Annotated in this window: 16 protein-coding genes; 7 read left to right on the top strand and 9 right to left on the bottom strand. The window is 61.5% G+C overall.

The annotated features are described in order from the left end of the window. Nucleotides 1-34: 34 nt before the first annotated feature. The 4 genes from IVB45_RS07945 to IVB45_RS07930 all read right to left on the bottom strand — a co-directional run bounded on the left by IVB45_RS07945 (nucleotide 35) and on the right by IVB45_RS07930 (nucleotide 4,256). The gene (locus tag IVB45_RS07945) at nucleotides 35-658 is read right to left on the bottom strand and encodes a hypothetical protein (protein ID WP_247357154.1); all 624 of its coding nucleotides are present in this window, start codon (nucleotides 656-658) and stop codon (nucleotides 35-37) included. 137 nt (nucleotides 659-795) lie between these two features. Beyond that, on the bottom strand, nucleotides 796-2,283 hold the full coding sequence (locus IVB45_RS07940; protein WP_247357155.1) for an O-antigen ligase family protein: 1,488 nt from the start codon (nucleotides 2,281-2,283) through the stop codon (nucleotides 796-798). Between the two features lie 29 nt (nucleotides 2,284-2,312). Beyond that, complete coding sequence (locus IVB45_RS07935) at nucleotides 2,313-2,894, bottom strand: hypothetical protein (protein ID WP_247282675.1); 582 nt, start codon at nucleotides 2,892-2,894, stop codon at nucleotides 2,313-2,315. 159 nt (nucleotides 2,895-3,053) lie between these two features. Continuing rightward, entirely contained in the window at nucleotides 3,054-4,256 is a 1,203-nt protein-coding gene (locus tag IVB45_RS07930; RefSeq protein ID WP_247357156.1) for a polysaccharide biosynthesis/export family protein, read from the bottom strand. Between the two features lie 268 nt (nucleotides 4,257-4,524). Here IVB45_RS07930 and IVB45_RS07925 point away from each other — a divergent pair, with 268 nt between their 5' ends. The 3 genes from IVB45_RS07925 to IVB45_RS07915 all read left to right on the top strand — a co-directional run bounded on the left by IVB45_RS07925 (nucleotide 4,525) and on the right by IVB45_RS07915 (nucleotide 6,890). Further along, nucleotides 4,525-5,100 carry a hypothetical protein gene (locus tag IVB45_RS07925; RefSeq protein ID WP_247357157.1) on the top strand — a complete coding sequence of 192 codons (576 nt, stop codon included), beginning with the start codon at nucleotides 4,525-4,527 and terminating at the stop codon, nucleotides 5,098-5,100. 74 nt (nucleotides 5,101-5,174) lie between these two features. Beyond that, nucleotides 5,175-5,450, top strand: a complete 276-nt coding sequence (locus IVB45_RS07920; protein WP_247357158.1) for a hypothetical protein — start codon at nucleotides 5,175-5,177, stop codon at nucleotides 5,448-5,450. Nucleotides 5,451-5,609: 159 nt separating this feature from the next. Then, nucleotides 5,610-6,890, top strand: a complete 1,281-nt coding sequence (locus IVB45_RS07915; RefSeq protein WP_247357159.1) for a hypothetical protein — start codon at nucleotides 5,610-5,612, stop codon at nucleotides 6,888-6,890. A gap of 10 nt (nucleotides 6,891-6,900) precedes the next feature. Here the strand turns inward: IVB45_RS07915 and IVB45_RS07910 are convergent, their stop codons facing one another. Continuing rightward, nucleotides 6,901-7,524 carry a transglutaminase-like cysteine peptidase gene (locus IVB45_RS07910; protein WP_085350024.1) on the bottom strand — a complete coding sequence of 208 codons (624 nt, stop codon included), beginning with the start codon at nucleotides 7,522-7,524 and terminating at the stop codon, nucleotides 6,901-6,903. A 192-nt stretch (nucleotides 7,525-7,716) separates the two neighbouring features. Between IVB45_RS07910 and IVB45_RS07905 the strand changes: the two genes are divergently transcribed. Further along, on the top strand, nucleotides 7,717-8,454 hold the full coding sequence (locus tag IVB45_RS07905; RefSeq protein ID WP_018456113.1) for a metallophosphoesterase family protein: 738 nt from the start codon (nucleotides 7,717-7,719) through the stop codon (nucleotides 8,452-8,454). 60 nt (nucleotides 8,455-8,514) lie between these two features. Next, nucleotides 8,515-9,177 carry a hypothetical protein gene (locus IVB45_RS07900; protein ID WP_247282669.1) on the top strand — a complete coding sequence of 221 codons (663 nt, stop codon included), beginning with the start codon at nucleotides 8,515-8,517 and terminating at the stop codon, nucleotides 9,175-9,177. A gap of 39 nt (nucleotides 9,178-9,216) precedes the next feature. Here the strand turns inward: IVB45_RS07900 and IVB45_RS07895 are convergent, their stop codons facing one another. Beyond that, complete coding sequence (locus IVB45_RS07895; protein ID WP_247282668.1) at nucleotides 9,217-9,546, bottom strand: hypothetical protein; 330 nt, start codon at nucleotides 9,544-9,546, stop codon at nucleotides 9,217-9,219. A gap of 261 nt (nucleotides 9,547-9,807) precedes the next feature. Here IVB45_RS07895 and IVB45_RS07890 point away from each other — a divergent pair, with 261 nt between their 5' ends. Both IVB45_RS07890 and IVB45_RS07885 read left to right on the top strand, forming a co-directional pair. Further along, the gene (locus tag IVB45_RS07890) at nucleotides 9,808-10,200 is read left to right on the top strand and encodes a hypothetical protein (protein WP_247282667.1); all 393 of its coding nucleotides are present in this window, start codon (nucleotides 9,808-9,810) and stop codon (nucleotides 10,198-10,200) included. A 758-nt stretch (nucleotides 10,201-10,958) separates the two neighbouring features. Further along, complete coding sequence (locus tag IVB45_RS07885) at nucleotides 10,959-12,182, top strand: hypothetical protein (protein ID WP_247357160.1); 1,224 nt, start codon at nucleotides 10,959-10,961, stop codon at nucleotides 12,180-12,182. Between the two features lie 39 nt (nucleotides 12,183-12,221). On the opposite strand, the gene IVB45_RS07880 is transcribed toward IVB45_RS07885, so the two are convergent. The 3 genes from IVB45_RS07880 to IVB45_RS07870 form a co-directional block, all read right to left on the bottom strand. Further along, nucleotides 12,222-12,497 carry a hypothetical protein gene (locus IVB45_RS07880; protein WP_247357161.1) on the bottom strand — a complete coding sequence of 92 codons (276 nt, stop codon included), beginning with the start codon at nucleotides 12,495-12,497 and terminating at the stop codon, nucleotides 12,222-12,224. Nucleotides 12,498-12,700: 203 nt separating this feature from the next. Further along, nucleotides 12,701-13,117, bottom strand: a complete 417-nt coding sequence (locus IVB45_RS07875; RefSeq protein ID WP_247357162.1) for a hypothetical protein — start codon at nucleotides 13,115-13,117, stop codon at nucleotides 12,701-12,703. Between the two features lie 41 nt (nucleotides 13,118-13,158). Beyond that, nucleotides 13,159-13,434, bottom strand: coding sequence for a hypothetical protein (locus IVB45_RS07870; RefSeq protein WP_247357163.1), 276 nt, complete (start codon nucleotides 13,432-13,434; stop codon nucleotides 13,159-13,161). Nucleotides 13,435-13,669: the final 235 nt, after the last annotated feature.

Below are 13,669 nucleotides of genomic sequence, written 5' to 3'. Positions count from 1 at the left end.
AGCCAGGAGGCTTACAGCCTCCGGGCAATTACGGTCAGCGCGTGCTGATGCGATTGGCGGCGTTGGTGGTTCCGCCCACGCCGGCGGTAGCGTTCGGGCTGACAGTCGTCGCATAGTGCAAACCGCCGAAACTGGGAGCACCGTTATTCGCTCCACCGGTGTTGCCGGGATTACCGGTCGGCCCGCCTGCGCCGGAGCCACCGCCGCCCGCGCCGCCGCCGGTCGCGGCGATCGCGACGTCGCCGGTCGCGGCTTGGTAGGCGGCGATCACGTCGGCATTACCGGTGTTGGCGATCGCGGCCTGGATCTCATTCGCATAGGCTTGGTCGGCCTGCGCGGCCATGCGGGCCACTTGGGCGAGGCCGCCGACGATCGCGCGCATCTGGTCCTTGGTGGTCGCGGGATCCTTCAGAAGCGCGGTCAAGCCCGGGAGCGTGGTCGGATCGGAAGCGCCGAGATCGCGCACGCGCGAGATCAGCTGCGGGCCGCCGGTCGGATATTGCTGCAACAGGCTGTTGGGGGCGGCCTTGAACTCGGAAATGACCGTGGCCGGCAGCTGGCGGGCCGGCGGATAGACGGCGGCGCTTGCGGCGCTCGAAATCGTCGCGGCAAGGGCCGCGGCCGCAGCCATGCGAAGCGCAATCTTGATAACGCTCATAATAAACCTCCAAAAAACGGCTGCCCACTTTACGTCTCGGCCCGGGCAAATGGCTGTGTAGTGCCGGAACCTAGCGGAAGAGCAAACTGCTGTCCACTTATTCTAAAGACTTCGTAAACGGCGCAACTGCTTCAAAACTAGACACTTTTGTGAAGCTCGCGGGCGCGGCGCAGGCCTCGCGCAGGCTCCGTCCGGCGGCCCTGCTCGTCCGGTGCGGCGATCGCCTCGCCTTGCGCCCGCGCCGGCTCGCTCGAGCGGAACGATTGCGCCAGGCCGGCGCCGAAAAGCGCAAAGAACGGAATGGAATAGCCGGGGATCTGGAGCGTGAAGTCCAGGCAGGAATGCAGCAGCGACAGGCTCGCGGTCGCCGCCGCCGCCAGCGGGATGATGGCGTCCCGCCGCCGGGCGAACACGCCGCGGCCCAGAATGACGAACATGACCGCCCATGCGGCCGCCACCAAAAGCGCCATGGGGATGCCGACGTCGGAGGCAAGCTCCAGCGGCGTGGAATGGGCGATATCCCAGATTCCGCGAATCGAGATGTTGGGGCTGCGGTAGGGCGGGAAGGCCCATTGGAAGGTGCCCATGCCGGTCCCGAACCAGGGATTGTCGGCGATGATCTTCAGCGTGGACTTCCAGGCCTCGATGCGGCCTTCGTCGACCAAGCCCTGGCTGTCGAACCGGCTGGAAACGCGGCCGCCGAGTAGCTGCATCAGGCCGAGCGCCACCACCACGCCGGAGCCGAGCGAGATCCAGATTCCGGTCCGCGGCGGCAGGTCCTTGCGCAGGAACACGGTGAACGAGGCGATCATCGCGAGCAGCGACAGGCTGACGCCGGCGCGCGAGCCGGTCATGAACATCGCCATCAGGCAAATCAGAAGCGCTCCGAGATGCGGCAGGATCTGGCGCGGCGCGATCTCGGCCACGTCGCGCGACACGCGCTTCCACTCGATGTGCCGCTCCGGCAAGCGCCGCCGGACATCCTCCAGGATCAAGAGCATCCAGATCACCGCGCAGGAACCGAAATAGGCCGCGGCCGTGTTGCGGTTGATGAAGGTGCCGGTGACGCTGCCCATATAGGCGGTCTTGTCCCGCCACAGGATCATGGTGGGCTCGATCAGGAACGAAGCGACGCCATAAAGCGCGTAAAGGCTGCCGGAAACGGCGATGACCCAAAGCAGACGTCGGGCGCGCTCACGCTCGGCACCGACGGTGATGCCGAGGAGGATCGCCAGAATGTTGGCGAGCGGCGCGCCCAATGCGAAGAACGCCTCGTTCTTGACGATGGACGCCGACGGCGCAATCGGCACACCCAGGAGGTCGGACGCCTGCTTCCAGATCGGATTGAACGGCGCGATCCAGGGATGATCGGACAGCTGTTCATGCAGCACGAAGGCGTATCCGGCCACGATCAGCCCGATGCCCGCGATCATCCAGAAATGGGGTCGGCGCAAGTCGCGCGTCGGCGCCACTATCAGGGCGAGGCCCAGACACAGGCACCAGAACGCGATCGAGAGGTCGTTGGTCGAGCCGAACGGGAACGGCGCGCCGGCAGCGACGAAGAACAGGATGAAGGTCGCAGGCCAGCTCCACGACCAACTTATACGGGGAAGCGGAAAGCGCATCGTCGGTTAGCCGGCCTTTGGCTCTAGCTCTAGAGGAAGCAATCGATCGGATAGATCTTCAGATCCACATTCAAGCGGCTGATCCGGGTCTGCGCCCGGAAGCCATAGAACAGCCCAAGGTTATCACTCCCCTGATCGAGCTTTATTCCAGGGGTTAATTCGTCGGGTGGCACCAGATTGCCTATGTGGCGATTAATGCCGGATATCTCGATACGCCCCCCCTCCTCGCCGAAATGCCCGGCGAGTCGAGTGACCGTCACCTTGGGCAAGCCCCGCCGCTGATGGCAGACCTCCTCCTCCCATAGCTTTGTTTGTGGGACGAGAGGTTTGCCCGCGCCGTCGGGAACAACAATGTCTGAGAATGTGGGGTGCAGCATTCCGAAGAAGCGGCTCTCCTTGGAATTCGCCGACAGGCGCACTGTGAATGAAACTTCCCCCTTGGCACCCCGAAGGCGCTGAAAGATCGGCGCGTCGGGCTCGGCAGAGACCACGACATCGATCCGGTGGCGTACTCCGAACTCCCCCGCCGCAGCGGCAGCCTGCTCGAGCAAAACAGGACCCCCGATGATGAGGGTCAGAAAACACCAGAATGCTCGTCGTCGAAAGCGCATGACGCCCCTCGCAACACTGCGGGGTGACCGATGATCGGCACGCCTTGCTCAGTGGTGCCTTGATCCATAACCCGAACTGCGTCGCCTTGATTGCTAAACGAAAATGGCACCGGGACAAAGCCCCGGTGCCATCGTTTCGTGGATCAGGTTGGCCCCGCCTTACGGCGCCAGCTTGATGTTGTTGCGGAAGATCAGGGCGTCGTTCGACAGGTTCACCGCATCGCTGCCGGTCGCCATGATCACTCGCAGGAACTGCAGGAACTTGGCAGTTTCGACGTTGCGAGAATTCGAGACATAGAGCACGTCGCCATTCTTCATCATGACCTTGGTGGCCAGGAAGAAGCCACCCGGATCGCGGAAGTTCACGTTGAAGATGACCGGGACAGTCTCAGAGGTGTACTTGCTGACGTCGATGCCAAGCTGGGCAGCAACCTCACGCGGCTCGCGGCGATACAGATACACTGCAGCCGGATCCGCTTGGCCATCCAAAAGACCACCGGCCTTGCCGACGGCCTCGCCGAGGTTGATGCGCCATGCGTCGAAGTTGAACTCGCCGCTCTGGCCGCTGGCACCGAACGCCAGGAACTTCTGCTGCTCGCGATAGACATAGACGCTGTCGTCCGGACGAACATAGATATTGTTCTCAGGCGACATCACCAGATTCTCGAACGGAACGGTTGCGCGCCGTCCGCCACGCTCCAGCATGACCCAGGTCTCGAAGCCCTGGCCCTTGATGCCGCCAGCGCGGGTGATCGCGTCAAGCACCTTGTCCTTGGCACCCGCGGCACTCGCCGGATAACGGGCCGGCGCATTGACCTCGCCAAGAACGCTGATGAGCTGGGTCCGCTGCGAGGACATTGCAACGATCGCCTGCGGCTCAATAGCGCGGTTACCGATCTTCTCGATGATCGAGCGCTGGATTTCCACCGCCGTACGACCCGCTGCCTTGATCTGGCCAGCATAAGGAACCGTGATGAACCCGTCATTGTCGACGGACTGGTCGGGCATGGTGACGAAGTTGCCCGGACGCACGCCGGCTTCCGCCGGGATAAACAGACCGCCTGCCGCGGCTTCGAAGATCGTCACGCTGACGACGTCGCCGATGCCGAACACGATGCTGGCCGGCGGACGTCGATCGGTGAACACGCCCGCAAGCCCCTTGGGCTCATGGGTGTGCAGGATCTTCACCGTAGCCGGATTGAGCGGCACCAGCTCATAGGCGGGCGCATTGTCCGTCTGGATCTTGTTGTTAACGTCATCCGTTAAAGGTCCCGAACCGGGATTGGTTGCACAGGCTCCGAGAGCCAAAGCGACCGCCAGAAGCGCCGGCTTGAATACATAGGTCTTGGCAAAGGAATACATGAATGGCCCCTGAGTCCCCAATTACCTCCGATTGGTACGGCTTAGTGGGCAGTGCGACAAGAGTTCCCAGGTGCAACCGGCCGGAACCGGCCCAATGAGTCGGCCACTGTTGCGTGGGGGCCACGATTCAGCGCCCCTGTTAACCCATTGTGACTGTTTGTTGTAATCCGTGTGCCCGGTGAGGAGGCAATCTGCCCGCGAGGGCGGCGGCTCAAAAGCCAAGCTGGCGCGGTCCCTCTCTGCTAGTAGGATTGTCTCGAGCCATTTCATGGATACCGACGTGTCGATTTCGGTCGTTGCTTTGCTAGCGCTGCTCTCATCCCCTCTGGCGCGGGATCCCGGCTCCCATCCTGGCCATTGCGCGGGCGGGTTGCTCACGCCGCCCCGGACGGCCTGCCCGCTTCAGGTGGCGGGTGCGTCCTCAGTCTGGAAGTTCGCCCGCACCCAAGGCCCCAAAGAGGGTGAGAGCTTCGCTTCCATCTCCAAGACAGCCGAGACGATGCAGTCCGACCCGGAGTTCGCCGGCCTGATCGTCCGATGCGCGCCCAAGGGCAAGATCGACGTGCTGGTGGCCCTGATCCGCCCCTTCCCGCCCAAAAGCCACCCCAAGGTCACGCTCGCCTCCGCCACAGGAGGCGCCGTGACGGTGGAGGCCAGCATGGCGGCGGGCGGCGCTGCCGTCCTTCTGCCGGACGAGGTCTCCGCCTTTGCCGCCGGTAAGTGGCAGACAACGCCCTCGCTTTCTGTGGTGGTGAAGGAAAGCGACAGCGAAATCAAAGGCGTGGTGGCGCTGAACGGGCTGCGCGAAGCCTATAATTCTCTGGCGGCCAGTTGCGGCCAATAGACAAAATTTAGCCATACGACTTAAGGGTCTTTTTAGGGTGGGGAACCTAAGGTCCGGAGCACGGAGTGTTTCGGATGACCGAGTTTTTGATCTTCAGCTTTCTGGTAGGCGCAGTTCTGGGCCAACGCTTTCGCGTCCTGGTGCTCTTGCCGCTGACCTTCGTCATGCTGCTCGCCGCGATCCCGGTCGGCTGGATAGCCAATCTGGGCTTCCTTGACGGCCTGAAGGGCGTCTTGCTCGCGTCCATCGCGCTCCAGGCCGGTTATCTCTTCGGCTCGGCCGCCCGCTTTGCTCTCGCCGCCGGTCGTGCCGCCCGCGTGTTTGCCCGTCCGCTCAAGACCGCCCGATGACCTCTGTGGCGCATCAAGAGTCCGCCTGATCCCCGCAGGCGACGCTTCGTTGATGTGGGGTTGGGCTCGGAGCTGCGTTGGCTGCAGAGCTCTGTTTGAAAACTCGCCTCCGGCTTGTATGGTGGCCTGACCCTTTCAGGATTCCTTCCAGGCGCACGTTTGTCCTTCGCTTATTTTGCCCTCATCGTTTGCCTTGTTTCTGCATCCGCTCTCGAAATTGCCGGCGCCAAATTCGGCGTTCAGCTCGGGATGACGGCTACGGCCTTGGGGCTATTTGCAGCGGTCTTTAGCGCACGAAAGGCCGACTACGAGCACTATTTGCGTGCCACGGTCTGGGGCCGTTGGGTCCTGATCGGCATCCCCCTTTGCATCGCAGCCCAGCTGGCGCCGCTATGGCTGAGTTGGGCGCATCCCATCTGGGCGAGCAGCCACGATGCTCTGGGTGGCCTGTCGCTTGGGCCAGTGACGGCGGATCTCGGCCTCACCCTGAATGCGCTGTTTCAGGCCCTTACAGCGATCTCCTTGCTCAGCCTGACAATCCTCGTGGTCCGTGACCGCAGCCGTGCCGAACTGGTGCTGTTCGTGCTGAGCGGAGTAACAGCGGTGTCGGCTCTGACCTTGGATTTGCGTCCGGTCTCGCTCGCCCTTGCAACCGCCGTTCCTTCCGACCTGGCGACAACGATGGCCGGTCTTGGCGTCATGCTTAATCTAGCCGTCATGCAGCTGGCCGCCGAGCGGGCCGAAACGCGCCACTCGCTCGTTCGTTCGGTCACCATCGGCCTTTGCGGCCTTGTGGGCGCTCTGGCCAGCGCGGTTGCGGTTTTTGGCTTGTCGGGGACGAACAGCGCGATCGCCGCGGCCTTTGGCCTCGTCTTGATCTTCCTGATCCTTGTCATTCGAAGGATCGACTTATCGCCGTTGGCCGCAGGCGCGCTGTCCTTAGCCGCGCTGGTCGGAGCGATGATTGTCCTGAGCTTCTTGTTCGAAAAGAATGCGGGGCCGATTCTTTTGCGGCTTGTCCCCGATGTGGGGGCCGAAACCAGAGCCGCGCTTGAACGAATGTTGGCCGACACGAGATGGTTCGGTGCGGGCGCAGGCACCTTTTCGGCCGTTGGCAGGATCTACCAAAGCGATTCCGGCGCGACTTTGATGGCGCCCTCGACGGCTTTTGCCATCTTCGCGGATACCGGATGGATCGGTTTTTCCGCCGCGCTGCTGGCGGGCATGTTGGCTTTGGGACGCTTGTTTTTTGGGGCTTTGCAGCGCGGCCGCGACTCGTTCTTCCCTGCGGCGGCCGCGGCCTGCCTTGTCTTCGCGCTGGTTGAGAGCTTCGCTGGTTCAGGACTGCTGCATCCGGCAGCAATCCTTTGTCTGTCGACGATCGTGGGACTCGGATTGTCCCAAAGCATCACCCAGTCCGCACGCGGCACGGGCCATTAGTCGTTCGTCGTTAGACGTCGCGATCAGCGAGTGACGCCCAGTAGGTCGGGTTCTTGGGCATTTGGATGCGGACCCACCGATAGGACTTTTTCGACCACGGCAGGATGTGCCCGGTGAGGTTATCCAGCACGAGATCGCCGGAGAACGTGCGCACCACCACCACGAGATGATGCTCACCCCAGGTCGTCACGACCTCGCTGAGCAACACCGATCGCGCCGGGAAGCCCTTGGCGATCAGATCGTGGCGTTTTGTCACGGCATAGTCGTTGCAGTCGCCGCTGGTGGGATGCAGCAGCCACTTCTCGCCGCGCAGCCCCTCCAAATTGGGCTCGGGTCGGATCGCGCTGTTGACCCGCCGATTGACCTCCTGAAGCTGGGCCATGCGCTCGGCCGTGAGCTTCAGACGTCCGCCCCTGAACACGATTTGCTGCGGTCGCGGCTTACACTCGCCCTCGTACTTCAGGCAAAAGATCGTGAATGCCATCGGCGCCAGGGTCGGCTGGTCGAACTTGATGTACTGGATGGCGCCGCGCAACGCCGACGGCGCACCGACAAAGGCGGCCTCGGCCTTGTGTTGAGCCGACCCAGCCAATAGAGCGGCGGCAATCGCCAGGAACTTTAAAGTCTTGCGCATGTCGCGCTCCCCATTTCTTGTTGGGGAAACGCTACGCGAGACGTCTTGAAATCCGGCTCAAAAGCCGAGCAATCCTTTAATCAAAACCGCCGCGCCTTCGTCAGAAACAATTAAGAATACCGATGCGTAACTTGTTCTGCTATGAGCGATCATGCCCTCCATTCATGACGCCAGACCCGATTCGACCAGCTGATGGGCCTTTCCAAGCGCTTTCGTAAGAACGTCAAGCCTCGGCTTCCCGACGGCGTGAGGATCTACGCCATCGGCGATGTGCATGGACGCGCCGACCTGCTTCAGTCGCTCTTAACCGTCATCGACGCCGACCTTGCACGTTCCGCTCCCGAACGAGCGATTCAGGTCTTTCTTGGCGACTATGTCGACCGGGGCCCGGACTCGCGCGCTGTGATTGATCTCCTCATCGAGCGCTCGAAGTCGCATGAGACAGTGTGCCTCAAGGGCAATCACGAGGTGTTCCTGCTCGAGGTCCTCAAGGACCCGGCACGCCTGGAGGAATGGCGCCGCTATGGAGGTTTGCTGACCCTTGTTTCCTACGGCATCAACCCGACGATGAATCCGACGCCGGAGCAGCAGATTGAGCTGATCGAAGGGTTGAGGCAGGCGCTTCCGCCGGAGCATCTTTCGTTTCTTCAGCAACTCCGCCCGTCCTTCGCGTGTGGCGACTTCTTCTTTGTGCACGCCGGCGTCAAGCCAGGCGTAGCTCTGGAACGCCAGAAGGAGGAGGATCTGCTCTGGATCCGCGAGGAATTCCTCGAGTCCGAAAGACGCTTCGGCAAATATGTCGTCCACGGCCATACCCCGGTCAGCGTCCCGGATATCCGCTCGAACCGGATCAATATCGACACCGGCGCTTACGCGACCGGCAACTTGACCTTGCTCACAATCCAGGGCGATAGTCTGCTCGCAATTTAGGACTTTTGCAGAGTTGCTGGCCAACTCCCGCGCCCTTCCACGCGGACATCGAAATTCATCATGAGCCGCATGATCCTGCTTCGCATCATTGGCGCCTGCATCGCAGTGATGTTGCTGCTTTACGCAGCATTGGGGTTTTACGGCGATCTCACGCGGTCGAACTTTAGGGCGAGCGATTTGTTCTTGGGCGAGTTTCCGCCCGAGAAGGTCAACGTAGCCGCTTCGGGCGTTCTGGCGCCCCTTTCATTAGACGGCGACTTGCTGGCGAATTATGCGGCAGCCAAAGCCGCGGACTTTCTTCACCATCCTGCAGCCGATGCGAACAGCAGGGCCACCGAGAACAAGGCGGCCCAGGATGCCGTTGTTGCGGCCCTGAAAGTATCGCCCATCCGGCCCGCGCTTTGGCTCACGCTCGGCACGCTGAAGGCGCAATCGGGTGAGCTGGTGACGCCCGCAGTGAAGATGTCTTATCTGGCCGGCGCAGTGCCGATCGCCGTCGCGTTCGCGCGGCTCCAAACCGTCACCTCGAGCGCGGCGGCAGCCGACGAAGAGATCAAGCTGCTGGCGCAATCGGACGTTCGCGCGGTGCTTGTCAACCGCTCTCGCTACGAGCAGCTCCTGATCGCGGCCTACCTGCAGGCCACTCCGCAAGGCAAGTCGCTGCTTCTGGACGCGACGCAGGGGACCGATCCGAAGTTCAATCAGATTTTGCGGCGGTACTGACGTTCGAGCGCGACTTGGCCTGCTGGATCGCCGTCAATTTCAACGCGTCGCTTTTGGCGCGATCGGCACGAAATCCTGCTCGCGCCGCGGTTGATCCGGTCGCCCCTGGTAGACGAACATACCCTTTTTGGTCGACACGATGTCGCCGCGCTGCAGGCTGTCATCGTTGAGGAGACGTTCGGTCGCGACAAGGTCCGGATCCTCCGGGACCGGTTTATAGAGCTCGGGATTGTCCCGCCGCTCGCGCGAAACCTCCTTGGCTCGTCGCCGCGCATCTTCGATACGCTGACGCCATTCGTCACGGCTGACTTCCGGTTCGCTTGGTGGAAGATAGTCGCTGACCGAGGGCTCCGGGTCGGTCTGGGCCAAACACGAGGGCGAACTCGCGAGACCGAAGCCGATTGCACCGGCAACGGTCAGGACCGCTCCAGACAGCTGCCCAAGCCGCCTTGCATGAGCTCGTGAGGTGTGGGGTCTCGCGGTTCGCACGCTGTAACTCCAGGCAGAGCAACAAGAACGAGCAAGGGCCGGAAACTTCTCGTCCAGTCCATTCAATCTATACGTTTGCCGATTGCACGAAAGCCAAATCGCGGGCAAGCTTCGTGCTTTAGCTCGCGAGGGTATTGACCAGTGGTCCGCAACATTACTTTCCTAATTCTGGTGATCTTTTTAGGCACTCACTCTGCGACGGCAGGCCAGATCGAATACCCGCAAGTGATCCATACGCAATACGAAGCCGTTGATCAGAAGGCCGGCGGTCACTTCATCCTGTGGTCAGAGCGGGAAAAGATATTCTATGGCCTCGACCAGAAGCTTTTCCCGGGAGCTCGGTTTGTCGACATCACCCAGGTAACCCCAAGCGTGGGTTCGATCACACTGACCTATGTCGAGGTGCGGACCGTCAGCAGCACGACCTCGGACTATTTGTATCTGGCGGGAAATGTCCGCTTCCGCGTCAGTGGAATGGCGCTCAAATCCAGCAACTTCCCCACCGGTGGCGGAATGACACCCAACGCACAGTAGCCAGACTAGCGCCTGCTCGAACCACTAGTCCGCGTTCTGTTGCCGTAATAGGGGCGCGCGCGCCCTCCACTGACCAGAGGCGGCTGAATCTGGCTCGGAATATTCCGCGTAGCCGTGCTCGGCGCGGGCTGCGAGGGATTGACGATAATTACATTTCGATTGGGGGTCGATGGATCATTGACACCCTGGGCCCAAGCGCTAGGGGCCCACGTGCTCGCCGTCATAAGAAGCGTAAACGCGGTCAGGACTAATCGTTTCATGAGATGTCTCCCAATCGAGAACATCGGGAGGCGATCACCGTTCCTTCACGGTTGCTTGGGTCGTCATTGCCGAGGCACGGCGATCAACTTGCCGTCTCTCCAGACCCCCTGAGCCGCCATCCCGCTCGGCAGCTTGCCCGGCGCCAGGTTCCGGGTGGCTGTGGGCCGTGAGGCGCTCTGGGCCGTTTGGGTTTTCTTCGTAGGGGTGGTCAAGATGCTGGTGCTGGTCAAATTGGCCTTGTCCTTGGTCCCTTGTGCAAAACAAGGTTGCACCAGGAGAGCCACGAACGTGAGTGCTATGAAACCGTCGCGCATGATCAAAATACCGGAAAGAGGAGCTCGTCGAACTGTCACAGCTTTCCGCCCAAAAGCAAGCCCCCGAAGCTGTTCGACGAGGGCTCTTGCAAAGGCTGGCGTCAGAGCGGCTTCGCGGCGATGGGATTTGACGCGGGAAAAGCCTAGCGAAACAGCCTGTTCCGGGTTACTTGATCGGCCTTGATGACCGACCCCAGCGACACCGCCGCCGGCGCGCCCAAGACGCACGCGATCAAGGCCGGGTTTGTGCGCCTCCTGTCCGGGCGGATTCGTGATATTTCCGGCGACCCGCGGCAGATCCGCGAAATCGTCTACGAGCTGGCTCGCATCAAGCTTCTGGAACAATTCACCCATGGCGACGCACGGGAATCGCGCGAGCTCCAGCAACTGCTCGAACGCGCCATCCGGGAGGTTGAGCTTTCGTTTGAACGCAAAGAGCGCGAAGCGCTGTCCACAGCGCCAGAGTCGGCGCTAGACGTCGCTTCGCGTCCCTCATCACTCAGTCCCCCGGCTCCTCAGCCCGTTCCGCATCTGGCGCCCGTTCCGCCTTCGCCGCCCGTCCCGACGCCTGCGGAAACAGGACGCGGTTCTGTCGCACCGCCAAGACCGCCCGACCGGTCTCAGCGAAGCGGCATCCTCAACTCCCTCATCCGATTAGCCGCCATCCTGGCCGTCATTGCCGGCGCCAGCGCCGCCGTTACTTATTGGCCGCGGTTGAGAACACAATCCCTCGCATTGTGGCAGTCCGCGACGCTGTCCAAGAGCAGCTCGACAAGCCCCGAGCCTCAACCCAGCGTGGCTGTGACTCCATCTAGCGGTGAGAGCGTCGAACGGACACCGGATCAACCGAAGGAGCCGACGCCGGCTGCGCAACCCTCGATGCCGTTGCCGACAGCGTTTGGCGTCTACGCCCTGAGCGAGGGCCAGCTCCAGGAGCTCAAGCCGGTCCCCGGGAAGATTCCGGACCGCCGTGTCGCGATCTCAGCAGCAATCACCACGCCCAGCGCGACGACCCTTACAAGCGGAGATGTCAGCTTCATTGTGTTCAGGCCCGACGGTGGTGTCGATGCAACCGGGACCGAGGTTCGGGTGGTTGCAAAAGTCTCCCGAGCGATGGGCGTCGATGCAACCGGGAAAGCAGCCATGGTCACCGCCGGCGACACCTGGGTCATCCGCAGCATGTCCTTCCCTTACAAAGTAGGTCCGGTCGAGGATCAGCCGAGAATGCTATCGCTGCAGCCGGAGCAGGACGGCTTTACGCTTTCGCCGGGTCGCTACGTCGTGGTCGTCAAAGGTATGGGCTATGACTTCACCGTGGCTGGGACGCCGACTGATCCCAACCAATGCGTCGAACGCATCAATGCAACGAACGGCGCATTCTACTCACCCTGCCCGCCACGACGTTAAAGCGCGACGGGATTGGACGAATCTTCTTCGCGTCTACGGTTATTTTTTGGCTTTGTTGTCCTTCGGCACGTCCGCCGGCGCATCATCGACCTTGCCGTTGTTCGCGACGCACTTGCTCAAATAATCGCGCCGCTCCTTGACTGTCCCCGCGCTGCCGGCAGCGGGATTGCCGACTTGCTTTGGGGGATAGGCCTTGGCCAAAGCTGCGTCGCATGCACGCGCTACTTCTACCGTGACGGCCGAAGCCGTTACTGGCGCGCCAATAGCCAAAACAAATGCCAATCCCATCGACGTTTGCAATTTTCTGGAGATCACCTGGCTCGCTCCTTCAATCCGTCCGAGAATGCTGGACGGGACCATATCAAAACCGGCAGCAGGGCCAAACGGCAAAGCGGCGCCGAATTGTCCCGTGGCAAAGCTGCTCTGCGAGATATTATGCTTCTCGGGGCGAGATATCCATCGTGCCCAAACCTGCCGCTTTTTACCAGTCGGCAGGCTGCCGAGCCAAACCCTCGATCCTAGCTATTGAGCTGCGGCGGCTTCAGGTTCGGAAAGCGCGTGAGCATCGCGGTCCTGACAAACCTCAGATGAGCGATGGTGCTTGCCAATTCCTTGAGCCGCCGCTGGCCGTTGGAGATGTCGGCCGCAAAGAGATCTTGATGATGGCTGTCGATCGGCTCCCGTTCGAGATATTCATCGGTGCCGTTGCCGAAGGTGACGGATGCACGCGCAAGTGCGTCATCAACGCGTCGTCCGAGGCCGACCTGCTCCCTCTCCGCATCGCGCAATGCCGCATCGATCGCGACCATGACGGCATCGATTCGAACACGATCCGTCTCCGCATCGCGCTCGATGGTACGGGCCTTGAAGCCCTTGTCCTCACGGCGGGAGCTGAGAAAGTTGTGTGCGCGCGCTCTCAGGAACAGCTGAAACATTTGGGCCATCCCACGTTCGAGATTTGGACCGCTAACATCGATCAGACATAGTTAACAAAGCCTGAATCTTGTGGCTGCGCCGCCTGGCTTTGTGCGATCCAGGCCCGCCAGGCTCCTTCGTGTTTGGAATAGAGCTCAAGCCATCGAGCTTCGTCCACCGCGGCGGCTCCATCGCCCGGGCCGATTTGAACCGTCTCTCCCGATGTCATGTCCAGCGCTTCGAACTCCGCCGTTTCCGGAAGCGACAGCCCTATCAACACCCGCTTCCCTTGCGCATCAACGAAATACCTGCGGGGCGCGTTATGCCGTTCAGTCATTCGAATGAGCCTCGTCCATGATCCAAGGACCTGGAAGATCTTTCAGGTGTCGATCATAGGCGCGAACGAAAACCATCAAAACAACGATGCAAATTATCGCGCCCAGCAATACAATCAGATACGTCATTTACGCCTACCCTAACGCGGGGCCCCGGAAAAATCGGAGCGGCTAAACTTTCGCTGTGAATCGAGATGTTCTAGGTGGCATTGGCTAGGCTCTCAAGAGCTGCGACAA

The sequence above is a fragment of the Bradyrhizobium sp. 4 genome (assembly GCF_023100905.1).
Taxonomy (GTDB): domain Bacteria; phylum Pseudomonadota; class Alphaproteobacteria; order Rhizobiales; family Xanthobacteraceae; genus Bradyrhizobium.
This window is presented reverse-complemented; position numbering and strand designations above follow the sequence as displayed.

What these genes read in the sequence shown, in the direction of transcription:
- IVB45_RS07945 (WP_247357154.1), bottom strand. Translation starts at nt 658, where the DNA reads ATGAGCGTTATCAAGATTGCGCTTCGCATGGCTGCGGCCGCGGCCCTT.
- IVB45_RS07940 (WP_247357155.1), bottom strand. Translation starts at nt 2,283, where the DNA reads ATGCGCTTTCCGCTTCCCCGTATAAGTTGGTCGTGGAGCTGGCCTGCG.
- IVB45_RS07935 (WP_247282675.1), bottom strand. Translation starts at nt 2,894, where the DNA reads ATGCGCTTTCGACGACGAGCATTCTGGTGTTTTCTGACCCTCATCATC.
- IVB45_RS07930 (WP_247357156.1), bottom strand. Translation starts at nt 4,256, where the DNA reads ATGTATTCCTTTGCCAAGACCTATGTATTCAAGCCGGCGCTTCTGGCG.
- IVB45_RS07925 (WP_247357157.1), top strand. Translation starts at nt 4,525, where the DNA reads ATGGATACCGACGTGTCGATTTCGGTCGTTGCTTTGCTAGCGCTGCTC.
- IVB45_RS07920 (WP_247357158.1), top strand. Translation starts at nt 5,175, where the DNA reads ATGACCGAGTTTTTGATCTTCAGCTTTCTGGTAGGCGCAGTTCTGGGC.
- IVB45_RS07910 (WP_085350024.1), bottom strand. Translation starts at nt 7,524, where the DNA reads ATGCGCAAGACTTTAAAGTTCCTGGCGATTGCCGCCGCTCTATTGGCT.
- IVB45_RS07905 (WP_018456113.1), top strand. Translation starts at nt 7,717, where the DNA reads ATGGGCCTTTCCAAGCGCTTTCGTAAGAACGTCAAGCCTCGGCTTCCC.
- IVB45_RS07900 (WP_247282669.1), top strand. Translation starts at nt 8,515, where the DNA reads ATGAGCCGCATGATCCTGCTTCGCATCATTGGCGCCTGCATCGCAGTG.
- IVB45_RS07885 (WP_247357160.1), top strand. Translation starts at nt 10,959, where the DNA reads ATGACCGACCCCAGCGACACCGCCGCCGGCGCGCCCAAGACGCACGCG.
- IVB45_RS07875 (WP_247357162.1), bottom strand. Translation starts at nt 13,117, where the DNA reads ATGTTTCAGCTGTTCCTGAGAGCGCGCGCACACAACTTTCTCAGCTCC.
- IVB45_RS07870 (WP_247357163.1), bottom strand. Translation starts at nt 13,434, where the DNA reads ATGACTGAACGGCATAACGCGCCCCGCAGGTATTTCGTTGATGCGCAA.